Raw genomic sequence first — 24,054 nt, 5'->3', positions numbered from 1 at the left:
ATTAATCATGTCGGTACTGATAGGATCGGGGGCTTACATTTTAAATTAATTGTTTAAAAATCGTCTTTCAACTAGATGGTAAAATAATGCGGATACGGGCAATATAAATGCTATGACAAAAACAAACAAAATAATCTGCCTAACATCATTCGTTAAATCGAAATTATTAAGTAAAATCAAATTTGCAAGTGCTAAAAATGGACCATGTATTAAATAAAGACTATAAGAAATCTTACCTAAAAATTCCATGGGTTTTGACTCTAATAAAAATAGTGTCTTGTTGTGAGTATTTTTATAGACAAAACAAGAATATAAAAAATAGGAAAAGAAAAGCCCCAGTGTAATATTTGCAACAAGTGGACTTGTCTTCCTGAAAATTAGAAATGCAAAAAAAGCACACAATAAAACAGCAGATAAAGGTAGATTGATTTTATTAATTGTTTTTGCTCGAAAAGCATAGTAACAGCAAACTACTCCCATAAAAAATAATATCAAAAACTGAGGTGCAGCGAAAGGAACAATTTTGTAAAGAATAAGGGCTAAGATGGTAATTATAGAAAAGGAAACTATTAGGTTGTATTTCTTCCAAAGGAATAGGATTAGTGGAAAAAACCAGTATATCTGCCATTCTGTAGCTATTGACCAATGAGCACCATTTATTTTATAGATCCAAGAATTATTAAGATTATGAAATAAACCTATATGACTTACGACAGAACCTATAGTTATTGGCAATTTATTATCCCAGGCTGTATTGTGAGGTTCTTGTAAAATTGGAAAGAGAAGTATTAGTAATCCGGAAAGTAATAATGCGATGTAATAAGGAGGAATTAATCTTTTTGCTCTTCTGGATATATATCTTTTGAAGCCTCCTTTTAAATTAAGATCATTGTTAACAATAGGTATAGCTAAACAAAAACCAGATAATACAATGAAAATTGCAACAGCGATATGACCGATAGAAAGTGGTTTCTGCAAAATATTTAAAAATATATTTTCGGACCATTTAATTTTTTCTGTAGCATAACCATTAAACAGCATAGAATGAAAAAGTACTACCCAAAGAGCGGCCAACCCCCTAACCCCATCTAAAAAATCAAACCTCATTTTTACCATAAAAAAAATTTAGACAAGCAAAAATAATAAAATAAAAACATTAAAAATGAAATGGGAAATCCAATAATAAATTTTATCGTTAATAACCTGATTTCGATTCATTCAGGTCCAGCATATAGTAAAGCATTTTCGGCTTTAAAATTGGCTGCTGTTCCAGCTGTTGGATTATCTATTTCAGAAAGATTCACAGGTTGGTATGTTGAGAGCTTTGTTTTTATATGGATGTTGGGCTTTGCCTTGGTTGCTGATTTAATCGTGGGTATTTGGAAACATCTTTTAAACGAGACTTTTTCACCAAAAAAAATGTTGTGGGGATTCGGGCAAAAATTAGGACTTATCATTTTGGTTTACTTTCTAACGGAAGCTTTTATTCAAATCATTTCCGATGCAGATTTAGACAGTGTTTACTTTAAGGTAGCAACCAAATTAATGATTTTTATTTACCCTGCAGGAAATGCTCTGGTAAATGTTGGAATAATAACAAAGGGAAAATTTCCTCCTTTGGGCTTTTTAAAAAAGTTTGAGAAATTCAATAATACACTTGATGTAAATGTATTTAAACAAAAGGAAGATGAAAACAAGAATACTAATAATAATCCTTCTGAGTAGTTTATTACTCGGATGTAGGACGAAGCATAAAACCTCTTTCTATTCCAAGGAAGGGCGCACGGAAATTGAGCGTTTGAAACTGGATTCAGTCAAAGAAAAGACAGCAAAAGAGTCAACCAAGAAAGTGACTGATCAGACAGTAAAAAAGCAGCTGCAGGATTTTTCCGGAGATATTATCATCAAGGGGAAATCCGACACATTAAATCCTTTGATCTTCCACAATGTAGTTTCCGGAGATACCTTGCAAAGTATTGTTATTCGCGGAACCGCTGATTATTATATAAACAATCACTACCGAAAGTCTGAAGAAGATAAAAAAGAAATATCCAGCGAAGAAAAAACAAACATAATCCAGGATCTTGCAAAAACGGCCGTGTCGAAAGAGACTATAAAAAAAGTTGCTGCAGAAGTTGAGGAGAAAACAAATGACATCAAAGCAAAAGGATTTCAGGCAGGAATATGGATTGTCCTGGCTGTTTTGGGGGTCGTGGCAATTGTAATATTTGGGATTTATAAATACTTAAAAAGAAGGTAATGGAGAATTTAGGAATTGTCATGATTTTGGTAGGGACCAATTTAGCATTAGTCGGGATATTGAACGAATTAGTCCTTATTAGAAAAAATATGGAAAACAAAAACAACGAAACAAATGAGAACGTCACAGAAAGGGATTGACCTTATAAAAGAATTTGAAAGTCTTCATGATGGAGATTTGAAAAAGCCTGGACTTCAACCGAAGATGGATCCAGTAGGAATATGGACGGAAGGGTACGGGCGTGCAATGCGAGACGATAATGGAAACTTCTTAAAAGGCACTGGTAATAAAGCAACCGCTGAAAAAAGAGCTACGATTCACACGGAGAAAGAAGCAGAAGAAGCTTTGAGGCAAGATCTGCAGGTTTACGAAAATATTGTTGCTAAGAAAATCAACGTTCCGATTACTCAGAATCAGTTTGATGCCTTGGTTTCCCATACTTACAACACTGGAGGTTCTGACGGTTTATTTAAGCTTGTAAATGATCGCGCCCCAGGTGCTGCAATATGGAACTGGTTTATAACGAAATATATTACCGCTCAGGGGGTAAAATTAAACGGACTCATCCGGAGAAGAAAAGCGGAGGCTGATTTGTTCTTTACGAAGTAGCACAAATGAAGTAATAAATATTTTCTGAAAGTTACATAGAATTATTCATCGTCTTGTATGTGAATTTCATCATAAGATTCTTGAACAATTTTTTTTATTTTCCTAACCCTGTCTACTATATGTTTAGTAGGTGATTGTGTTTTTTGAGGATCAGAGTAAATATCATTTACAAAAACAATTCCAATACCACTAACCTCTGGAAGCTGCATTAAAATAAAGTCTTCGTATTGACTAAACATTTGATAGACCATTTTGTAATACAATCTAAATCTAATCGTATTTTGAGCATCTTCAATAGTGTCACCAAATATAGATCTTGCTCCAACAGCCACAAATGATGCTGTCGGATATTTTTTTTGAAGGATTGGCATAATTTGTATGCAAGATCTAATTATCTTATATGGTTCGTGAGTGTTAGTAGGGATGCTGTATTTCCTTTTTGAATCCCTGTGAATTTTACAATAATATTTTATGGCAAAAAAATCACCTTCATGGTAAATTGCTTCGATGCAATATTTTAGATTAGATTTTGATGACTTAAAGAAGAATTCATACCCTTCTTTAATAGAATGTCCAGCTTTTTCAGCTGGACATCCTCTATAATTATATATTTTATAATAATCTTCGCTCATCTACCAAGAAATTTCTAGAGAATGATTTCTTCCGGTTCTTGGATTAAAAACGATGATTTGACTTGCATCTGAAAGTTTGATAGGTTTGGATTCCTTAATGGTTGGCCAACCCTTTCTAATACCCTTTTGGTTTTGAGTCTTTAATTGCTTAGTTGACATATTTAAGATTTTTATTTTGTTAAATTTAATATTTTAATTAGTGCAAAATACATGCAAATGTTTATTTAGAATCGTTCTAAATTGTCTAATTATGGTGTAAATATATGTATTTTATTGCGTTTAATAACAAATCATTACATAAAATTTATCAATTTATGTTATTTGTAACTGTTCTAAATAATTGTTTAAATCTTTTTTTTCATGTTTATACAGCATTAATAACAGCAAATACTTTATAATTATTTTATTGTTTAATTTAGACGTTTTCACTCATATTTTCTTTTTACAAATCTATGAGTGGGTGACGCCAGAAAACGTCGTATTATTAAATATTTGCGAAACTAATGAAAATGAATATTATCCAGTTACGGTTTCCCGTAGAGTTATTACTACAGCCTGTCCGTATATTTACGGAGTTTTTTTTAAGAGACAAGAACAAGTCAAGTTTTTTTTAAGCCTCCTACGGGAGGTTTTTTTGTGCTGGTAAAGAAAAAATGCCTCCCAAAATTGAGAGGCAGCATGATTAAGTAGTCGTGTCGCACAATAGACTTTAAACAAATATAATGAATTTTTTTACAGCAACATAAAAATTACTTTTTATATCATTAATTGGTGAATAAAATTGTATATTTGAACTTCTTAGTAAAAAATATTGTAATGATATTTTGACCTCCTATAGCCCTGGGAGGTTTTTTATTTGGTGGTATTATCTTTTTTATAGGCTTCGATATTCTTTATGAGCTTATCCAGAACTTCTACTGCGTTTTTGGTATCTTCTTCAGTTATCCTTTGTGATCCTGTCTTTTGCTTAACCTCTCTCAATTTTGCCGAAAGAGTCTGAGGTGCATATTCATCATTAGGGAACATTGCTTTCGCAATCTGCGCCTGATTTAATATCGGATTTCTTTCAATAAGCTCTTTCAAATTCATTTAACAAAAGTACGATAAAAAAATATTATATAAATATAGTATATTTTATTTTTTAATATACTATAAATGTAGTATATTTGCTACAGAAACGTAAATAAAGTAGTCATGAGTTCAAACAGATTGCAAGTGCTTGAGAACAGTTTAATAAAAAAGGAGGCTGAGCTTCAACGTCGATTTGATAATCATTTTAATACTTGGAAACAGACCAACGGACAGCCGATGAATGATAAGCGAGGTGGTGGAGCTTTCTTTAAAAAGATAGAAAAGCAAAATGACTCAATCAGAAATATGCAAGCTAGCATCGAAAAGACAAAAGACGCTATTGAAAGAGAAAAGGGTAAGATTAAAAATGTTGAGGCGGTAAGCTTGCCAATTGAAATTAAAAAGCTGATTGATGAAGGTAAAATTACGCAATGGAGAAAATTCCCAAATAGGTTCTTTGTTGTTGGTGTTGAAAAAGCAAGATTAGTATGGTTGGAAAAAGAGAAGCAATTAGCTCATCAATATTTGAATCAAATTCCTAATCAAGAGCAGTACTCTATTTTCAGAGATGTATATAATTCTTTAAATAGAACATTAAATAAAAAACATTAACCCCTTCCGCTTTAGAGGCTATAGGAATAAAAGACTAGATTATGGAAAATACAGATAAAGAAAAAATTGGTTTGAGTTATTGCATTTTATACTCAGAGTCTAGCAGTGTTTTAGAGTGCCCATGTTGTGGTAGAGATATATGGCACTCCATTCCCTACGAGGGAGAAACGATAGAATGTCAATTTGATGACTGCAATTGGCAAGGTGAGTTTTATGATGACAACGAAGATGACCCCACGGAGTAGTCTCTACAAAATATAAGAATATGGAAAATACGAAAATTGATAAGTTAAACAAGGTTATTGCTGAATGGGAAAATAAGGCAGAAGATTTTTTTAAAGAATCAGCCATTGCACGAAAGCATAATTATCCACTGGAAGCATTGAATCTTGACGAGAAATATAGATTAGTTCGCGACATGCTGATGGATCTAAGAATGAAAGTAGTTGAAGAACTTATCGAAATATAAAAATACAACTCATTAATTTGAGTTTTCATGGTTATTAGTTTTTATCCTCGGAATTTCCGGGGATTTTTGTTTAAATTGGGTGTAAAAATCAACCATGGAAATTGAAGGCACTATTTTAAAAGTAAAGAAACGATATACTAGAATTGAACTCGATGATGGTACTAAGTTAGACCTGATGTACAGGAAAAGCGATAACTACATTGTTTCTGGCCTAAAAAAAGGAGATTACTTACAAGCAACTGTAACAGTAAAGAAATACAGACTTTGGCGAATGCGTGTTGTCGGGTATTATTTAAGTAAAGTGAAAGTATGATGAATCCTTAAAATTTTTAATTTGCTACAATTTGTATCATTTATTGTTTTGATATTGATTCAATTTGTATCAATTTTACTGCATGAAATTAAGAGGAATTGTCAGGGAAGAAACCCAACCTTCTAAAAATACAATGGTAGTTGAGTTTGAAGGTGACAAGAAAAAACAGCATTTTGAAGTTAAGTGCTCGTTTAATCCGCATCAACATAAATTCAGAAAATGGGACGTGATTGATATGTGGATTAAATGGGAGAGTGAAGTTTTTGAAGATCCGAAAACGGGAGAGAAGTCATATTTTACCCATTTAATTTGTGATAAAGCAGTTGAATTCGTTTCAAAGTACGGCGATAAATGATTTGCATAATATTTGTATTTTTAACGAAAAATATTAATCATGTGCAATAGAGTAGATAATGCAGGGCTTTCGATTGAGGAAGTTTCAGCAGCATTGGCAGCGGAAATTGTTGAGGGTAATTACGTTCTTAAGCCGGAAGTAAACGCATTCGATGTTCCAGCTATGCCAATCGTTTTAGATCACCACGGCCGGAAGATCACACACGGAACCTGGCGACTTTATAAAGACTACGATGCGAAGAAAGCAACTAAGGGCATAAACTTGACTGCGGAAAAAACTCATACATTTTACAGGAAATTTGAGCATAATAGGGCGGTGGTTCCGGTTACTGGTTTCTACGATTGGATGCACCTTCATAATCCTGGAAGAAAAACACCTATTACCGTAAAGCACCGTATGAACTGGAAAGATCAGGATCATTTCTACATTGCTGCATTTTATGATGTATGGGATAACGGAGAAATAGGATTCGGTCTTGTTACTACCGTTGCAAATGAATTAATGTCTGTTGTTCACAATTCAAAACAACGAATGCCTATCTGCATGGATGCGAGAATGGCGGATAAATTTCTTAAAGACGAACCTATAGAAGAGTTTGAATTCCCGGTCTATGATCCAGCCTTAGTTGCCGTCAACCTGGAACCACAAAAAATGCCTAAAGAAGATCCACCAATCCAAACATCACTTTTTTAGCCATGGAAGATGACAAATACATATTTCATCTTCTTGCAAACTATATCGAAAATGATCCAAACGACATGGTTAATTTCTACGATGATGCTATGGATTTAATTCGCGGAGCTGCAGCAGATAAAAACATTGAATTTGATGGATACTTTCGGGAACGGTGGGAAATATCAGCAGATACAATATTTGAGTTTGACGAGGAATACTTTGAAGACGAAGACCGTAGGGATCTTTACGTTTTCCTGTCGGCCCTGGTTGATGAAGATATTTTCAATTATTTACATTACGTCTGGCACCATGTATATCACGAGGAATTAACAGAGGATATTGTAGAGAGAAGAATTTTGGAACTAAAAGAAAAAGGCGTATCGTTTTAGACACGCCTTTATTTTTAATATTCCTCTAATACAACATTTTGAGCCTTTTCAAAACGAAGTTCTTTTATATAATCTGCATACAACTCTGTCATTTTTTGTCTCGAGTGCCCGAAAATTGCTGCAATAGTTTCAATATCTATGCCCGCTCTAAGTTTATCACTTGCGCCTTTATGCTTGTTTGAATACAATTTCTTATTAATTTTTAATCCATCTATTATTTCCCTTTTCCATAATTTAGTAGGGTAGGCCCTGTCAAACTGATATTTATTAGGGCAGAAATAGTTTTCTCTCAAAAATGGTAATTTTCCTGGGACAGGATGCCCGAAAAGAAACAAATCAGGATCCGAAAGATCAAATGATTGTATTAGCTTCTTTATTGTTCCTATAATTGGAACTGCTCTTGTTTTTTTTGTTTTAGAGTGTACCGAATTAATTTTAATTATTTTTCTATCAACATCTACATCTTTACATGTTAATCGCAACAATTCACCTGGACGTATTCCCATATAATAAACTATTGAGCAAAAAACGTAGTAATTGAAGTTTAACTTTTTCAGATGGCCAAATGCCTTTTTTTGCTCTTTCTTTGTCATAACTTCATATCCGCCTCTGTTTTCTTCTTTCAATGGTTTAATATCTCTAGCTGGATTTGATGTGATGATTTCCCATTCAATTAACTCGGAGAAAATTGAACTATATCTTCTTAAAGTTTTATTATAGTTCATAGCTGACCAATTCCTGTCGTTTCTGGCTGCATTTAAAACGGCTTTAATATGATAGCGCTCACAATTTTGAATAGAAATTTTATCGAATCCTTCTATTTTCCCATAATGCTTAAAAATATTTACCGCAATAGAATATTCCCCATATGATCCCGAAGCTAAAGACGCCTTCTTTTTTTCAAGCCCAAATTCTAATGCTTGGAATATAGTCATTGAATGGTTCTTCTTTTTAATCTGTGGATTCCATCCATCATTGATTTCTTTCTCAATGATTCTTTTAAGGGTTTCAGCCTTTATCATTCTTTCCTCAAAAGATCTTTCAGAATTGATGCCTTTGTAGATTTTTTTTATAATTTTGCTATTGTGGTAAATGTAGACGTACCATTTTTCATCAAGGTTTTTCGATGAGAATACTCGTACTTCGAAATTTTTCATGTAAATGTATGTTTTGGGTTTTTACTATTTTTTACTATCAAAAAATTATGTAGTAAATAAAACATTGATTATCAGTTACTAGTAAAGATACGCAAAAACTTTATACATTTGTAATAGTTAAGAATTTAAATACAAAAATAAAAAATGAATTTAGAAGGACGAAAGATTATTGTCAATAAATCATCTAAAGAACTTACAGAGTTGCTGAAATCTCCTGAAAATTATAAAGATTTTATGCCGGACGGTCTTCAGAAATTTGAAACAAGAGATAACGGATTTAAATTTGGATTACAGGGGATGCCTGAAATCGCTTTAAAAATAGATGAAGTGGATGATCAGAAAGCTGTTTTAAGATCTGCAAGTTCAAGTCTGGACTTCTCATTAACAGCGACATTGAACCCAATCAGTGAAAACCAGACCGAAGTTCAGATGTTATTTGAAGGGAAATTCAATCCATTCATCAAAATGATGGTAGAAAAGCCTTTACAGAACTTTATCAATACGCTTACCGATAAAATCGAAGCTTATAAATAAAAAAAACCTTCAGAAATGAAGGTTTTTTATTTTACATGAAAGTTGGCGAAAATAAAACAGATAACTAATAATTACCTGTTTTTTAAATTATTAACCTATTTCTGTCAATAATAACGGCTTCGACAGGCTCAGCCTGACAACATTTAAAAATTTCAGTTGGTATGCGACCTGTCACCCTGAGCCTGTCGAAGGTTTCCCAATATGAAAACCGTTGTTAATCACTAATCTTGAGTATAATTAAAGGATAAGTCAATTATTTTATTATAATTTTCTTTGTCACGTTTGGAACATTACCCTCCTATTATCAGCGTATAATTAAGAAGTTATTATATTAAAATATCTTGTTTGAATAAATCAATTAATTTATTTAAATATTTATAAGAAGTTAAATCTTCCCATTTTCCATCTTTTATAAACTTTTCAGCAATACTGATAAAATCAGCTCTATCTTTCCATTTATGCAGATTACGTCTATTCAATGTAATAAAGTTAAATTTATATAGGTCTTCTTCATCATTAGATGTTAATACTCCCATAAATATGTAATCATGAACATCTTCTATAATTTCTTCATCTACAATACATTTTCTATTTTCAGGTTTAACACTATAAAAATATTGTTTAGCTAATTCAATGGCTTTTTTTCCAAAAGAATGTTTATTTAAACAATTAATGTGAAATACAGAATCATTGAATTGATATAAAGGATCTTTAATATTTTGAATTAAAGGTGGAAATGAAAAGATACTCTCCAAATCAGTAATTTTTTCATTACACAGTCCACATTCTGTTTGATTTATAAATGCTATAGCCATAATTATATATTTAAGGTCTAATTAAAGCTTTTTCACCTCCATGAAAAACATATCCCATTCAGGAAAAGAGGATTGCTATTAGTACTGCCAAAATTACTGTTATTATCGCTATTATAAGGGCTGTCATATATACTTTACAGGCACAGTTGTCATAAGCTCTATTACCACTCCCATAGCCGATCTGTATTCAGTCTTTTAAATTAGAGTATTGGTTTTTCAATACTCTAATTTATAGTCAACACATTCGGAATGTTACCAATGCATTTATTTTGTCAAAAAATTATCAAAAGAATTTCCAAATTCTGATTCTATTCCCTTAGCTAATGCTATTCCGCTATTACAAGTCAATTCAAAATTAGCTTTATTATCCTTTATGATATATTCATTTTCAGAATGTTCAGTATCAAAAGAAATACTAACAGATAATTGAGGATTTTTCCAAGAAAACTTTCCTTTTATATATTGACAATTTCCCATTACTAAATAAATGATTTCATCATCTTTTTGTGAAGTAATTTTTAAGGCTATCTTGGTATGGGTTATATCAAATAACCATATTTTAACCATATCGCCCTCATATTTACTTAATACAACATTGATCTTATCTAAACTTGTTAGTAGTTCCATATTATTTTGATATAAATTGTGTTCCATCCCAAATAACTTGATTACCATTTTTTATAAATGTAGTTTTTTGAAGAAGGCCAGGATTACTTAATATGTGATCAAATTCAAAATTTGTCATTTTCGGTTTTGGATAAAAAGGATTAAAACTAGTAACTTCAAACCTAATTCCTGAAGCATTTTCTGCTGCTTCTCTAAATGAAGATCTAAAATGATATTTGTCTATCAGTGCTTTAGCCCAATCAACTTTTGTTAATCCAGCTTTTTGCCATTGTACTTCTTTCCAAGTTATTGCTCCGGTATCCCTGTGTAATGCTAAATCAGCATAAATTCCTAAACCTATTATTTTTCCCTCCGCTTGTATTTCTGCCGTTGCTAGTCCCGGTTTCCCGCTCTCTGAAGTCTCACGACTTTGGAGCATCAAAATCAGGAGACTTTTCACAACTGAGGCATTGAAAATCTAATTTATTACCAACACGTTAGGAACATTACAACATTACCCAAAGTCCGGAGGCTTGGCATAGTTAGTATCTAATATTACCATTATAATCCAGATGGATCGGGAAGTTTTTTTATAAACTCTTTTATTTTAATATCCTTGAGTCCATCATGCTGCATGTAATGTTCAATTTTTAATGCTTTACTATAGTCTTTATAAGATATTTTATATCTTAATATTCCTAAAGAGAATTTTGATAATTCTAATCTTAATTTTTCCATTTCTAAAGGATGAACCTCAGTATCTTTTTCAAGCATTTCTGCAAAATTCACTAACTTTTTGCATATATAATAAATTTCATCCTTAAGAAAAACAGGAGAAAATCCAAGTAAAAAATATATTCGAGAAAGGATAATTTTTCTAAAACCATACTCTTTTATCCCGTAAAAATATTCTAAGTTATTAATATCTATATCAGCATTTAATATTAAAAAATTCACTACATCTTTAGGATTTACCTGATTTAGGTAAAAATTTTTTAATTCTTTGATGCTTGTCCATCCCGCTCTGTGTAATGATAAATCAGCTTGATTTAAATAAGCAAATAAAAATACACACAAGTTATATTCTAATTTTATTTTTTTCATATTCTCATTAAAAAGGCCACCAACGCTTAACATATTTTGGGTTCAAAGTTCTTATATCCAATTGCATACGTCCTTCTACTATAATTCTTCCAGAATTTCCCACGCCACCAATATAAGGGGTAGGCGTAATACCTGATTTAGGGACTGTAAACTCTACATATCCACCACCACGATTACCTCCTGCTGCTTGTCCCAGGTTTACCTTCGATGGCTTTACAAAAGGAGCTACTTCAACATCAACTCCAAATGGTGTAGGCGATGAAACATTGATAGATCCACTTTTTTTTATCGCATTAACCGCTGAATTAGATGTATGATGTCTTACTGTTATAAAGTCCTCTGCCAAACCTGACGCAAGTTTTTTCTCTGCCTGCATTTCAGCAGTTGCCAGTCCTGGCTTCCTTAATGCTAACGCCCCCAATATTCCGGCTCCCATCGCAAGATACCTGTTTTCAGGTTTCCAGTTGCTCATTATCTCCCCACCAATGTCAAAAATGCCGAAGAAGTCACCTGCCCCTCCTATAAACTTTACAGGCCCATCAGAACAATGCCCGCAATATGGAGGTAATGACTGTATCTGTGGTGGCGGAAGGTTAACCTGGTAGCCTCCGCTTGCATAGCACATGGTACAATTCGACGGAAATACAGAGTTATTATTATTGACATTATAATAATTTTCTATCTGCCACCATGTATGATAATTACTGCTGCCACCTGGTGGGGTAAGGATAATTTCTCCAATATCAATAGGATTACTGGATGAAGAACCCGGAGGGTCTTCTCCGTATAATCCCGTTGGATCTACAAAATTAACAGGGTTATTAAAGGCATATCCATAAGGATCTAATGAAAGATCACTCAAAGGGTCATGCTGCATAAACCTTCCCAGATCAGGCATATAGAAACGGGCATTCATATCATACATGCCTGTTTTCTGCAGTTCATTTCCAAGATAACCGTACTTATAACCAGAAGATTCCTCTATCTCATTATACCCCTGATGCTTTAATCCAAAAGGATAATAATTATTTTCTTCAACAATCCCTATTCCGCTGGTTGTATTAAGGTAACTTAGCCTTACATTGCCCAGATGATCTTTATAGTTGTAAATATACCTATTTACCAGAAAATCATAGTATCCTTCCGAAGTGTGTACAAACTGTAATATTCCTTTTTTGTACTGAAATCCATCAAGATAATCTGTTACTGTTGTTTTATTTATTTCAGTTTCATCATGAATCGATCTTAATTTAGTCCCATCAGCTGAATAAAGATACTCAAAATTTTCAACTTGTTTCTCTATTAAACTGGGTAAATTTAAATGATTATATTCAATCTTATTAATAAAATGAGCGGCATCTGCTCTCAGATTTCCATTAACATCGTAGACCATTTCGTCTCCTCCGTCAAGCCCTAAAGAATTACCACTGGAATCCCAAACATCCACAAGCTTGTTCCCGTCATATGTGTATTTGATATCATCAATTTTTACAGCAGAATTACCATCCGAACTTCCAAATCTTAATAAGGTCTGAATATTTCCATTAACATCATAAGTTACTTTTTCGTTATAAGCATTTGTTGCTATGACAGTTGATTTAGGTTTTTGATAAACAGCTGATTCTAACCTATTAAATTGATCATATCCATAACTATATCTTCTCAGCACTCCATCGCTTTGAGTAGCCCAGTCAACCTCGGCAATATTCCCGCTATAGGATGCTGCAGTATTTTGTGGATCAGTATATTTGAGTTGTAATCCAAAAAGCTTATTATTTAGGTTGTTAGGATCATTAATATGAGTTAAGGCTCCACGTGTGTTATATCGGTAAGCAACAGACTGTATACCATTACCCACGTTTTTATTCTGAAGTTGTCCCAGCTCATTGTAAACATATTCAGCAAGGGTTTCTTCGGTCCCGTCATTGATCCGGTGAGTATGTTTTATTAATCTTTCCTGATGATCATACGTAAAGATTTCATTGATCTTTACTTCCGGGCTGTTGCTGTCTTTTTTATGACGGGTTGTCGTATTCAATGGAACTCCGGAAAAGGCAAGTGTGGATTCTATTTTGGTATACCCCCCTAAATGGTTGATAGAATGACCTCCAATTACTCTTCCTTTGTTATTGTAATATGTATACTTTTTTGTCCAATTATCATTTTCAATGTTTTTTACAAAACTCATTACAGGCATCCCTTGGGTACTTCTTCCATCTGCTGTAGGCGAGCCGGAAAGCACAGATTCTCCCTGAATAGCTGAAGGATGTGCTGGATTAAAATTGTAAGCCGGATAAGAATCGTAATAGTTTAACGACAATAAAGTAACCCATTTACTTGCATTGGGATAAGTCGTGTCAGGATTGTCATAATAGACATTCATTCCCTGTCTTTCAAAAAAGGGTGTATTTATTCTATTGACATTGTTAGAACTATATCCACCGGCAATATCCTGTTCCTGATATCTTTCACCTCCGGTGCATATCCCCGTAATAGCAACCCTGCCATATTGATCATACTTAGTGTAAAGCCATTGCCCTTTTTTCTTTAATTCAGCATCCTGGGTTCCTACAAGCCTGTCCTGTTTGTCATAGATCATAAATTCCCAGCCTTTTCCAGGAAGTTTTTTTCCTACCAGTCGGTTCCAGCCATCATAGGAGTACTCATAGAGCAGTCCATCCTGAATTTCAGAAGTAATAACACCATTATTAGCTAAAATCTTCTTGGATGCTAAAGGAGGTATGACAAAAGCCAGCTGATTGTATTCGTTATAAATATAATAGGTATTCAGGGGCTCTGAACCTTCCTTTTTACGGGTCAATATGGTTTGTCCGCTTTCATTTTTGAACTCTGTAACTGTGCGCCCATCTTCATCTGTAACTATGGTTTTATATAAGGCTCCCTGAGGATAGCTTATGGGGCTGGGATTTAAAGCAGAGGAAGTAGCCCCGTATTTCCAACTTGTTGTCGTAGTAAATTTGTAGACTTCCGAATTACTGTTAGTCTGATAATCATAGCTTATCTTCTTACCCAGCCAGTCACTCCCCGGACCCGCATAAGATTGTAAACGGTCTAAAGGAGATTTTTCCAGGGTCTTTTTTTCATATATCAGTGCATCCGCACTACCTGAAGTGGTTTTATAATATTCTGAAGTGGATGGCGGAGTCTGGATATCCCCATTTAAACTGATCATGGGTATGGGAAGCCAGTTTTCCACTTGTCTTCCAAAGCTGTCATAAGGAATATGGGTAACCATATCATAACCCGTTGGAGAGGTATGAATGGCTACATGCTGCCTTGGTTTTCCTAATCCGTCGAAAAAAAGGATACCTTGAATCTGCTTAGCTTGAGCATCACTAAAAGTCTTTGGCTCCAGATAAGTGCGGGTATAAACATAATTCTCATTTACGCTAGAGAGATCAGAATTTTGGCCATTAAAGACAGGAAGCACCGGATTTGATGTGGACTGGCTGTAATGAAGAATACTTACCAGTAACAGTATAGCGGCGTGTAATTTTTTCATAGTTTTTAATCTTTGTAGTTTTTATATCGGTACTGGTAATCCTTGATAATATTTCCGTCTTTATCCTTCACAGATTGTAGCCTTCCTGTATTGTCATAATTATAGTATTCCGTAACGCCAGATGGCGGAGTAACACTTCTTATCCCAACTAAAGGATCATAGGTATAAGTAGTGATCTGAAAATTGGATAGGCCAGGTTTTTTTCTAAAAGTATTCATTGCTGAAAGTAATGCTTCCTCGGAAGCCTGGGTTCCAGCATTGTTGTCTACGTCTGACGCATCAATGAAGTCCTGTGCCAGATTCCAGACCTGATCAAATGCTGCCCCATGCACTTTAGCAATGATGAGCGATTTATTATATCCGTAAATCATGGCCGTTTTTACGCCTGCTGCGTTTAAAAGCTGGATAAGGTTTCCTTTGTAATCGTACAAATCCATCTTTTGAATTTCCTTCGTATTCTCATTTTCAATATTGGTAGCAAGAACAGAGGTAGGTAACAAAGAGCCATTATTAAATAACACTTTTGATCTGGCAAGAAGCTTTCCGTCTTCTTTTTCTTCAACAGACACCGGTACACCAATCATATGGGCGCTTTCCAGATGAGAATATCCGGGTAAATTAATAGGATAAGTAATGAATTTTTCTTTTACTTTCCCATTAACAACTGATTTTATGTAACCGGGTTTAAGATTTATAGCGTTGATGCTAACCTCTGTTTCCTTAGTTATACTTTGATTATTAGCATAAAATTCCTTCTCTGTTTGAATTGTTTTTAAAATATAAGAGCGTTTACTGGAAATGTGCTCTGAAATAAATGCTGAAGATTCCGGGTGAATCTTAAAATCATACTGACTTTCCCAATATTGATCAAAGAAATAATTAGTTTCTTTTTGAGAAAGCAATTTGTTCTGATCATCATATACTTCTTCCTTCGATGGTAAACCCCACCTTGTGAGATCATAATAAGGCCAGACATAATAATAATTAACATATATTTGGTTGGTCAAATATTTTGGATAATCATTAGGCGTTATAAATGTCTTTTGGGTATATCCTTTACCGGTTTCCCATACTTTCACATTTTTATAGAGGATATAGGAAACCTGTTTTTGCTCGTTATACTCATCTATTTCTCCATAATATTTATATCCTGATGATGTTGTTGTGCCAAAAAGACTATAATCATAGTTGATGGTTCTTTCCGGAGTAATATCAATGCTATTTTTATAATAGTTGATTACTTTAACTCTCTTTGCTATATTTCCAGCTGCGGAAGCAGAATTGGTATAAACGTGATCTTCATACTTGTATTCCACAACCCCTCCTGCGGGTGTTGTTATTTTTTCCAGTATTCCTTCCTGATTTCCTGACTGCGCACTATTTTCATAGCCAAAAACAGTCTGCTCTATTTTGAGATTATTTTTATCGTTTTTTCTTATGAAATTTAAGATGCGTTTTCTTCCCCTCACATCAGACGAGGGAAAAGCGGATATATAACTGTTCATTACATAAGAATACTGCATTTCACCTGAAGGATTTTTGAGTGTAATTTCTTTTAGCCAGTAAGGATCATTAACAGTGTTTTCTAAACTCTCATCATAAATAAATGTAAAGTTAACTTCTCCTCTGACTGTTTTTATTGACTTTAGTTTACAGTATTGCTGAGTCATCTGGCTCGGAACGTTTTTATTTTGCAACTGATAATCAAAAGTTGCCACTTCAACTCCTGTGGGAGTAAAAATTTTTGCCAGATAATAAGTAGATGCCACTCCGCTGGGTTTCGGATAATTATTGCATTTAAATTGGTAATTATCAATCTTATTAAAACTATATCTATAACCATTATTTGTTGTTATGGCGAATTCCAACTCAGTTGCCATAATAGAATTATTAATTTCTATTGTGATATTATTATTGGGATTTAAATTGACAATATTATAACCATTGGTATCCTTTTTAACAGTAAACTTTCCGGATAAATCAAGTACATTGTAATAATAAGTGCTTTCGTACGGATCGGACTGATAATTAATTCTATCACACTCTACTTCAGCACTTTGTATATCTCTATAAATAATACTTGTTCCAAATAATGACCATCCCTGGCCAATATCGCTGACCCCCTGGATGTTATTATAATTTCTGACATTATACCGTAAACTGATAGGATAATTGATGTTATTATCTGCCATAGGTATACTGAGTAGGGGAATATTTATATTAGGAATTCCTGAAGCCTCATTTACAGGCATATCAATATAATTGGATAGTGATGCAATAGACTTTTCTAATGCCACTCCATTCTGTGCATATCCCTGCTGTATTCCTAATATAAGAAAGACTAGTAGAACAAAAAAATCTGGATATATTTTCTTCATCATATTTTATTTTTTAATGAGTTTTGCAGATGCTGTTTTATCTGTATCTGTTTTTACAGTCATCAGATAAGCGCCCTGAACCAAAGCCTGGGTATTAATCTTAGTCACTTGGTTTTTAGTTTTTATATTCTGAAGCTGTCTTCCGCTCATGTCATACAACAGAATATCTGCCTCTTTAAAGCCCTGTCCTGAGCCTGTCGAAGAATCAAAACCAACTTCTACGTAAGCATAATCGGAAACAGGATTCGGATAGATCTTGATATCATATTTTTCAATCAGCTGATCAACCTGTTTATCTCCTAACTTGACAATCTTCCAGTTCTCTTTACCTAATTCTTCTGCACTGGTTCCTGCCAATACAATAGAACCGTCTCTGTTCAGCTTTAAATCAGAAAGTCTTTCTTCCTTTTTTCTGGATTCTCCTTTGACGTGCTTTCTCCACTGCTCATTTCCGTTTTGGTCGAGATAAAGCATCCAGAACGTTTCATCATCTGTTTCTATTCTTCCTTCTGCCTGAGTATAACCTCCTAACAGAATGCCTTTAGACTTCCCGCTTCCATCTTCCTGCTTCCCGCTTATTACACTCATTCCCATCAGAATATCCCTGTTTCCAAAGCTGTAAGACTTTTGGAACTGCTCATTCCCATTTTGATCTAATGCAATAACCCAAAGGTCAGTTCCTTCTTCAATTCCTACGGTTTTATTACCTGACCTTTCTGATCTGGATTCGCCACCAACGATAAATCCATTGGACGTTAATGCCAGCGTTCTGATATGATCATCGCCTTTTCCTCCGAAATTCTTTTCCCACTCAACTTTTCCGTTTTTGTCAAGCTTGACAATCCAGTAGTCGCCTTCGCCGAAGTTGCTGCTGACTTTGGAATAAAAGTCGATCTCCACACCACTTCCAGCCTCCAGCTTCCCGCTTCCCGCCTTTACTTCAGAACTCCTCGAATACATTCCCAGCAGTGCTCCACCATCTTTCGTTGGAATCAACTTCTCTACTTCATCCAAACCTTTTCCTCCTAAGATCAATTGTGAAAGTTCTTTTCCGTCTTTGTCCAGTTTTGTGATCAGAACATCTTTGGAGCCATAACCTTTTGATGAGCCCTGTACGTTACCCGCAACAAAAAATCCTAAATCTGTAGCCTGGATAACCGCTCTTGCTTCTTCATTAGAAGAACTGCCTAAGGTTTTCTGCCATAATACATCACCAAATTCATTGATTCTGATCAGCCAGATATCCGAACCTCCTTTTGATTCTTCTTTTTTATCCAATCCTTTTCCTGAATAAGAAGTTCCAGCTAAAAGAAATCCGCCATCTTGGGTAGTAACAGTAGCAGATAAATAATCATGATTGTGTCCTGAGAAATATTTTTCCCAGACTTCTTGCCCCTGCTGGTTGAGTTTTACTAAATGAAAATCGTAACCATTATTTTGCTTACTGCCTGAAGCCTTCTGCCTATCGCCTTGAATAGAGCTTCCTGTAATAAGGTATTGCTGATCGATTGTGGTAGTAATCTGGCTTAAAAAATCCTGGGTAGAGGATTGGATGTTTTTCTGCCACACCACTTCCTGAGCAGATAACCCCAGGATTGTGCATAAAGTGAATGCACCGAGATAGATTTTTTTCATTGGCTCGCGTTGTATTTGATGGTTAAAAGTATTATCTATAATCTACTTTTATATTTCGTAAAAGCCAATATTCTATTAATTTTTCTTAATACATGTTGTTTTTGATAACATAAATTGTTTACTCTTTTCTGACTACGATGATAACTGTATTAGTTTTAATTAAAACCAATAATTCCTTTTGTATAAGTTAAATGTATTGAAGAATATAAAATCTTAGAATTAAGGGAAGAATACATGTCGAATTATGTAATCGAACAACAATATTCTGTGAAAAGAAAAAACTTTCACAAACGGAACTTGCTATGATGATAGGGAAGGATAGACAGTATCTCTATAAAATAGAAAAAGGAAAGGTTACTTCCAGTATTTTCACTATTTCAGTTATAGCCTGTGCACTTGACATTTCTCTGGCTGAGCTGATCGGTGAAATAAAAGTATGAAAATATCTAAGCAATAACTCCCGAACAATGATCCGCTGTACTTCCGGTGGCAGAAGACAATACATTGATCTCGTTATTCATTTTTAAAACGCCCATAAAGGCAAAAATCAGTGCCTCTTTATAATCGATGATCTCTTTTTCAGGGATGATCACTTCGGCTTGTGTTTTTGCTCTTATTTTTTCTATTAAAAAAGTGTTGTAGGCGCCTCCTCCGGTGATAAGGATGTCTTTTATACTATATTCATTGATGACGTTGGCAATCTGCCCGGCAGCATGTTCTGTAAAAGTAGCCAGAGCATCTAAGGCTTCCGTATTTTCAAGAAGTGGAAATATATGTTGATGGCACCATTCTATTCCCAAAGATTTTGGATGCGAAATCTTATAGAAATCCAGACTGTTAAGCTGGTTCAGTAAAGTTTCATCTATCTTTCCTTGTGCGGCCAGTGCTCCGTTTTCATCAAAATTTTTATGCAGCTGCTGGGCCAGATAGTTCAAAACAATATTCACGGGAGCGATATCAAAAGCGATCCTTTTCCCATCCCACTGTAAAGAAATATTGGAAAATCCACCTAAATTCAGGCAGGCGCTGTATCCGGAGAAAAGTAATGCATCACCTATAGGAACCAGAGGAGCTCCGTTTCCTTTCATCAACACATCCTGGCTTCGGAAATCATAGATAACAGGTAATCCGGTTTCCAGCTTTATGGCTCTGCCGTCACCGATCTGCAGGGTGAATTTTCTCTTAGGCTGATGAAAAACCGTATGTCCATGAGAAGCAATCAGGTCGATATTTTCAAGCTGATGCTGATGAATAAATGCTTTAACCTGCTGCCCGAGATAAAAACCATACGCTGAATGCAGTTCCAGCAAATCTTCGGACGAAAGATGAATGGAGTTTCTAAGTTGGGTTTCCCAATCCTCAGAATAGGAGAGTGTTTCGGCTTTCAGGATTTTAAAAGTCCACGTGTCCTGCTTTTCAAATTCAGCAAGACAGATATCCAGACCATCCAGACTTGTCCCGGACATCAGTCCAATAGCCACAGCTTTCATTCTTTTTGGATTTATTTTTTATTTTCAGAAATTCTTTTGGAACTGAAATCTCCGGAATTGTTATAGAATGTGTATTCGGAAAAGTCATCTTTGGCTGTCATTCCATTGGCACCTACCAGTGTAGAGCCGTCTTCCATGGTAACATAAACCGTATCTTTGGTGTAGATTCTGTTTCTTTTCTGATCCCAATAAATACTCTGCATGGCAAATCTCTGTCCTTCATTGGTTTTTATCCTTACATCACCTTTGGCTTCGTAGAATTTTTTATATTCGAAAATACGGGCATATTTAGCGGTAATTCTTCCCGGAACTTTAGGTTTCTTTTTATCAAAAAACTCAATATCAATTCCTTTTCTGGCTACCACATACGGGCTGTCGATCAGTTCGTATTTTTCAATGATGGGGGCTTTGGCTTTTAAAGTCACAAAGCCGGAATCTCGCTGTATAATATTGGCGTTGTTGATAATCTGTGAAGGGAAATTTTTGCTTTGGTTGCCATTTCTTTTGGTAAGATCCTCCTCACAGGATGTCAATATAAAAAATATAGCACAACTAAAAAGGCATGCTATATTTTTATATGATATTTTTTCTGAAAAATTCATCTTAGTTATAAAGAGTCTTTCTGAACCATTTATCAGCGAAATTAAAGCCGATTCTCAGGTTGACGAAGTTCTGGTTGATCAGGTTGTTTTTAAGAGTTCCTCTTTTACCCACTTCCAATCCGATTTCAAGACCACTCATTCTTGTGATACTGCTGTTCTTGAACGGTAGCATTACCCCTGCTGAAATACCGAACTTATTAATGCTGTTTCCTTCCAGTTTAAGATTTCCTCTTTCGTAGAATGCTCCATATCGGTAGATCACCCTTGAGAAGTAGTTTCTGAAGTTATTATAGTTAGGAAGGTACCATCCACCTGCAGAAATTCTGTAAGTGTCCTGGAAATCAAAGGTTTTACCGAAATAAGAGATGTCTTCTCCTTTTTTATAGTCCAGCTGCCCTGATACAAACCAATGGTTTTCACTACCATATCCCACCCCTAATGAAGCCTGTAACGGAAGAAGGTTTTTGGATTTTGTTTCTTTTTGCTCAATAATGGTTTCCGATCCGCTAAGCTTGGTGGTTTCCTGAGCATCAGAATATCTGTAGGTACTGTTGACGTACTGTGTCGTCATATTACTGGTATTCCCAAAAGTAGCAGTAGCTCCCAATGTGAACTTCTTATCAGTACGTGTATTTAAAGTCTGGTAGCTTGTCCCCAGTGTAAAATTAAAGTTTCTGACTCTGTTTTTAGTCTCATAACCATTAACATATTCACCTACATAAGTCCCAAGGTTACTGTTGTAAGCACGGAATTCATTAAGGTCGTTAAGGTCTCCGAAATAAAGGTTGGCTTTTGCTCCTACAGATAATTCCTGATTGATCTTATAAGACACAGCAAGCTGAGCTGTATTTAAAGTTCCGCTTCCTTTAAAGCTGTTTTTGTAAAGAGGAGTTTTATCTTCTGTAAACTGTTCCGTTACGATATCGTAGCTTTTAGAACTGTAAGGCTGATAAGAGATCCCCATTTTCACTTTTGAAGACAATGGAAATGCAATCGAAATATTGGAAAGGTACGTAGAATGCTTTGTAGATTTCATATCGTTATAGTTCGATTTGAAATAATTGTTTTCGTTGGTAGCTTCCAGTCTGATACTCGTAAGTTCAAAATTGGCGTTGTTTGCCGGGTTGGCAAAATTGAAACTACTGGTAAAATCACTTATAAAAGCAGTAGATATACCTCCCATAGAAGCAGTTTCGATCGTATTATCATATTTCACATCTCCAATTCCATAAGTTGCATAAGGGGAGTTGCTTAGACTCTGTGCGTTCAGAAAATATCCAACTGATATGAATGATACTACAAAGATTTTTTTCATTCTTGATTTTTAAAACAATGCGCAAATATCTTAAATATTAATGAATTGTAAAAATTATATGTGGTTAAAGTTTGTTAAGGGCTTTCCTTTAAAAGAAAAATGCAAATTTTCAGCAATAAAAATACACTTTGTAAATGTATTGCCTGACATTAAATTGTAAAATCCAATTTTAAATTTAACTTTCATCATATTATTGATATTACCTATAATACAATCATATATAAAGCCCTTTCATAATTTTAATCTGCATTCATACATTTTAAGCAGACTTAATTTTATGAATTGAAATAAGATTTTTTATCTTTGAAACATGAATTGGGAGAACATCGCCGGACAGACGAATCTGAAAAAACTTCTTAGAGAAAGCATTGCTGAAAACAGAGTGAGCCATGCCCAACTTTTTGTAGGAAAAGAAGGATACGGAACATTGCCTATGGTATTAGCCTATGCACGGGAAATTTTCAGCCAGGAAAATGAACATGCTGCCGCAAAGGTAGAGCACCTCAATCACCTGGATCTGCATTTCAGCTTTCCGGTTTTTACGGATAATAAAAACTCATTAAGCAAAAATAAATTTGACGAGTTCAGAGAAATGATCCTGGCTTCTCCTTATGCAAGCTACGACGACTGGACCGCTTTTTTAGAATCAGAAAATAAACAGTTATTTATTTCTGCCGATGAAGTGGATGATCAAAACCAGAAATTTTCTTTAAAAAGTTTTGAAGGCGGAACCAAAATTCTTATTGTCTGGAGAGCAGATAAAATGAATATCGCGGCTTCCAATAAGTTCTTGAAATTTTTAGAGGAACCACCCGCAAAAACGGTCATTCTGCTTACTGCCGAAAGTACCAATGATATTCTTCCTACCATTCTTTCCAGGACACAGATTGTAGAGATCCCTAGGATTAATGATGAGGATATTGAAAACTACCTTAAAAAGAACTTTTCTGTTTCCGAAGATAAGGTAAGAGAAATTGTTCATGAGGCACAGGGAGACCTCAATGACGCCATTAAGCTTCTGAACTCAGGAGACAAAAGCAATGAGTTTGAAAAGCTTTTTGTACAATGGGTAAGAGATGCATTTATGGTAAAAAAGAAACCGGAATATCTCAGAAGTATTATTTTATGGGCAAGGGAAATTGCAGGATGGAACAGAGAAAAGCAAAAAAACTTCCTCAATTATTGTTCTGAAATCTTCAGACTGGCGCTGCTTCAGAATTATCAGTCCGAAAATCTGGTATATAAAAAGATCAACGCGAACGGTTTCAATTGGGCCGGTTTTTCAAAATTTATCAGCGGAGCCAATATTGAGAGCATTTTAGAAGAAATCAATACTGCTGATCTGCACCTGACCAGAAACGGAAACCCTAAAATCGTCTGGACCGACCTGGGAATAAAATTATCAAGATATATTCATAAAAGCACATAAATAAACTCCGGTAAATGCCGGAGTTTTTGTTTTTGTCCTGAACAGATTATTATTTCAGCTCTATTTTCCTTATATTTTTAC

Annotated in this window: 27 protein-coding genes; 12 read left to right on the top strand and 15 right to left on the bottom strand. The window is 34.6% G+C overall.

Annotation, left to right across the window (positions count from 1 at the left end; all coding sequences use genetic code 11):
- Nucleotides 1-45: 45 nt before the first annotated feature.
- The gene (locus LIV57_RS06625; RefSeq protein ID WP_227941964.1) at nt 46-1,116 is read right to left on the bottom strand and encodes an acyltransferase family protein; all 1,071 of its coding nucleotides are present in this window, start codon (nt 1,114-1,116) and stop codon (nt 46-48) included.
- 51 nt (nt 1,117-1,167) lie between these two features.
- Here LIV57_RS06625 and LIV57_RS06620 point away from each other — a divergent pair, with 51 nt between their 5' ends.
- From LIV57_RS06620 to LIV57_RS06610, 3 genes are all read left to right on the top strand, one after another.
- Nucleotides 1,168-1,725, top strand: a complete 558-nt coding sequence (locus LIV57_RS06620) for a phage holin family protein (protein ID WP_227941963.1) — start codon at nt 1,168-1,170, stop codon at nt 1,723-1,725.
- A complete protein-coding gene (locus tag LIV57_RS06615; protein WP_227941962.1) occupies nt 1,688-2,260 on the top strand; it encodes a hypothetical protein in 573 nt (190 codons plus the stop codon). Before LIV57_RS06620 ends, LIV57_RS06615 begins: the two co-directional genes overlap by 38 nt.
- A 114-nt stretch (nt 2,261-2,374) precedes the next feature.
- Nucleotides 2,375-2,869, top strand: a complete 495-nt coding sequence (locus LIV57_RS06610; RefSeq protein ID WP_227941961.1) for a lysozyme — start codon at nt 2,375-2,377, stop codon at nt 2,867-2,869.
- A gap of 41 nt (nt 2,870-2,910) precedes the next feature.
- On the opposite strand, the gene LIV57_RS06605 is transcribed toward LIV57_RS06610, so the two are convergent.
- The 3 genes from LIV57_RS06605 to LIV57_RS06595 all read right to left on the bottom strand — a co-directional run bounded on the left by LIV57_RS06605 (nt 2,911) and on the right by LIV57_RS06595 (nt 4,590).
- A complete protein-coding gene (locus LIV57_RS06605) occupies nt 2,911-3,501 on the bottom strand; it encodes a hypothetical protein (protein ID WP_227941960.1) in 591 nt (196 codons plus the stop codon).
- Nucleotides 3,502-3,660, bottom strand: coding sequence for a hypothetical protein (locus LIV57_RS06600; RefSeq protein WP_227941959.1), 159 nt, complete (start codon nt 3,658-3,660; stop codon nt 3,502-3,504). It lies immediately after the preceding gene.
- A gap of 693 nt (nt 3,661-4,353) precedes the next feature.
- A complete protein-coding gene (locus LIV57_RS06595; RefSeq protein ID WP_227941958.1) occupies nt 4,354-4,590 on the bottom strand; it encodes a hypothetical protein in 237 nt (78 codons plus the stop codon).
- Nucleotides 4,591-4,695: 105 nt separating this feature from the next.
- Between LIV57_RS06595 and LIV57_RS06590 the strand changes: the two genes are divergently transcribed.
- The 6 genes from LIV57_RS06590 to LIV57_RS06565 all read left to right on the top strand — a co-directional run bounded on the left by LIV57_RS06590 (nt 4,696) and on the right by LIV57_RS06565 (nt 7,385).
- Complete coding sequence (locus LIV57_RS06590; RefSeq protein ID WP_227941957.1) at nt 4,696-5,184, top strand: hypothetical protein; 489 nt, start codon at nt 4,696-4,698, stop codon at nt 5,182-5,184.
- A gap of 265 nt (nt 5,185-5,449) precedes the next feature.
- Nucleotides 5,450-5,653 (top strand): hypothetical protein, encoded by a 204-nt coding sequence (locus LIV57_RS06585; RefSeq protein WP_227941956.1) that lies wholly within the window; start codon nt 5,450-5,452, stop codon nt 5,651-5,653.
- Between the two features lie 94 nt (nt 5,654-5,747).
- A complete protein-coding gene (locus LIV57_RS06580) occupies nt 5,748-5,966 on the top strand; it encodes a hypothetical protein (RefSeq protein ID WP_227941955.1) in 219 nt (72 codons plus the stop codon).
- Nucleotides 5,967-6,048: 82 nt separating this feature from the next.
- Nucleotides 6,049-6,321, top strand: coding sequence for a hypothetical protein (locus LIV57_RS06575; RefSeq protein ID WP_227941954.1), 273 nt, complete (start codon nt 6,049-6,051; stop codon nt 6,319-6,321).
- Between the two features lie 39 nt (nt 6,322-6,360).
- Nucleotides 6,361-7,014, top strand: a complete 654-nt coding sequence (locus LIV57_RS06570; RefSeq protein WP_227941953.1) for an SOS response-associated peptidase family protein — start codon at nt 6,361-6,363, stop codon at nt 7,012-7,014.
- Between the two features lie 2 nt (nt 7,015-7,016).
- The gene (locus LIV57_RS06565; RefSeq protein WP_227941952.1) at nt 7,017-7,385 is read left to right on the top strand and encodes a hypothetical protein; all 369 of its coding nucleotides are present in this window, start codon (nt 7,017-7,019) and stop codon (nt 7,383-7,385) included.
- A gap of 14 nt (nt 7,386-7,399) precedes the next feature.
- Here the strand turns inward: LIV57_RS06565 and LIV57_RS06560 are convergent, their stop codons facing one another.
- On the bottom strand, nt 7,400-8,542 hold the full coding sequence (locus LIV57_RS06560; protein WP_227941951.1) for a tyrosine-type recombinase/integrase: 1,143 nt from the start codon (nt 8,540-8,542) through the stop codon (nt 7,400-7,402).
- A 144-nt stretch (nt 8,543-8,686) separates the two neighbouring features.
- On the opposite strand from LIV57_RS06560, the gene LIV57_RS06555 reads away from it, so the two are divergent.
- A complete protein-coding gene (locus tag LIV57_RS06555) occupies nt 8,687-9,076 on the top strand; it encodes a hypothetical protein (protein WP_034699917.1) in 390 nt (129 codons plus the stop codon).
- A 326-nt stretch (nt 9,077-9,402) separates the two neighbouring features.
- Here the strand turns inward: LIV57_RS06555 and LIV57_RS06550 are convergent, their stop codons facing one another.
- The 7 genes from LIV57_RS06550 to LIV57_RS06520 form a co-directional block, all read right to left on the bottom strand.
- Nucleotides 9,403-9,891, bottom strand: coding sequence for a hypothetical protein (locus tag LIV57_RS06550; RefSeq protein ID WP_227941950.1), 489 nt, complete (start codon nt 9,889-9,891; stop codon nt 9,403-9,405).
- Between the two features lie 264 nt (nt 9,892-10,155).
- The gene (locus tag LIV57_RS06545; RefSeq protein WP_227941949.1) at nt 10,156-10,518 is read right to left on the bottom strand and encodes a hypothetical protein; all 363 of its coding nucleotides are present in this window, start codon (nt 10,516-10,518) and stop codon (nt 10,156-10,158) included.
- 1 nt (nt 10,519) lies between these two features.
- Nucleotides 10,520-10,957, bottom strand: a complete 438-nt coding sequence (locus tag LIV57_RS06540) for a hypothetical protein (RefSeq protein WP_227941948.1) — start codon at nt 10,955-10,957, stop codon at nt 10,520-10,522.
- A gap of 101 nt (nt 10,958-11,058) precedes the next feature.
- The gene (locus LIV57_RS06535; RefSeq protein ID WP_227941947.1) at nt 11,059-11,601 is read right to left on the bottom strand and encodes a hypothetical protein; all 543 of its coding nucleotides are present in this window, start codon (nt 11,599-11,601) and stop codon (nt 11,059-11,061) included.
- Between the two features lie 7 nt (nt 11,602-11,608).
- Nucleotides 11,609-15,124 carry an RHS repeat domain-containing protein gene (locus LIV57_RS06530; protein WP_227941946.1) on the bottom strand — a complete coding sequence of 1,172 codons (3,516 nt, stop codon included), beginning with the start codon at nt 15,122-15,124 and terminating at the stop codon, nt 11,609-11,611.
- A 5-nt stretch (nt 15,125-15,129) separates the two neighbouring features.
- Nucleotides 15,130-17,505 carry a hypothetical protein gene (locus tag LIV57_RS06525; RefSeq protein WP_227941945.1) on the bottom strand — a complete coding sequence of 792 codons (2,376 nt, stop codon included), beginning with the start codon at nt 17,503-17,505 and terminating at the stop codon, nt 15,130-15,132.
- 3 nt (nt 17,506-17,508) lie between these two features.
- A complete protein-coding gene (locus LIV57_RS06520; RefSeq protein WP_227941944.1) occupies nt 17,509-19,137 on the bottom strand; it encodes a T9SS type A sorting domain-containing protein in 1,629 nt (542 codons plus the stop codon).
- Between the two features lie 218 nt (nt 19,138-19,355).
- Here LIV57_RS06520 and LIV57_RS06515 point away from each other — a divergent pair, with 218 nt between their 5' ends.
- The gene (locus tag LIV57_RS06515; protein ID WP_317259035.1) at nt 19,356-19,577 is read left to right on the top strand and encodes a helix-turn-helix transcriptional regulator; all 222 of its coding nucleotides are present in this window, start codon (nt 19,356-19,358) and stop codon (nt 19,575-19,577) included.
- Nucleotides 19,578-19,583: 6 nt separating this feature from the next.
- Here LIV57_RS06515 and LIV57_RS06510 read toward each other — a convergent pair whose 3' ends face one another.
- From LIV57_RS06510 to LIV57_RS06500, 3 genes are read right to left on the bottom strand one after another with little or no spacing between them, the layout of a single operon-like run.
- Entirely contained in the window at nt 19,584-20,627 is a 1,044-nt protein-coding gene (locus LIV57_RS06510) for an anhydro-N-acetylmuramic acid kinase (RefSeq protein ID WP_227941943.1), read from the bottom strand.
- A gap of 11 nt (nt 20,628-20,638) precedes the next feature.
- The gene (lptC, locus tag LIV57_RS06505; protein ID WP_110011447.1) at nt 20,639-21,229 is read right to left on the bottom strand and encodes an LPS export ABC transporter periplasmic protein LptC; all 591 of its coding nucleotides are present in this window, start codon (nt 21,227-21,229) and stop codon (nt 20,639-20,641) included.
- 1 nt (nt 21,230) lies between these two features.
- Complete coding sequence (locus LIV57_RS06500) at nt 21,231-22,544, bottom strand: hypothetical protein (protein WP_137905272.1); 1,314 nt, start codon at nt 22,542-22,544, stop codon at nt 21,231-21,233.
- A 310-nt stretch (nt 22,545-22,854) separates the two neighbouring features.
- Here LIV57_RS06500 and LIV57_RS06495 point away from each other — a divergent pair, with 310 nt between their 5' ends.
- The gene (locus tag LIV57_RS06495; RefSeq protein WP_110011445.1) at nt 22,855-23,973 is read left to right on the top strand and encodes an ATP-binding protein; all 1,119 of its coding nucleotides are present in this window, start codon (nt 22,855-22,857) and stop codon (nt 23,971-23,973) included.
- Nucleotides 23,974-24,054 lie beyond the last annotated feature (81 nt).

The organism is Chryseobacterium sp. X308 (genome assembly GCF_020733145.1).
Classification (GTDB): domain Bacteria; phylum Bacteroidota; class Bacteroidia; order Flavobacteriales; family Weeksellaceae; genus Chryseobacterium; species Chryseobacterium cupriresistens.
The sequence above is the reverse complement of the archived record's forward strand: the minus strand, read 5'-3'. Positions and strand labels throughout refer to the sequence as shown.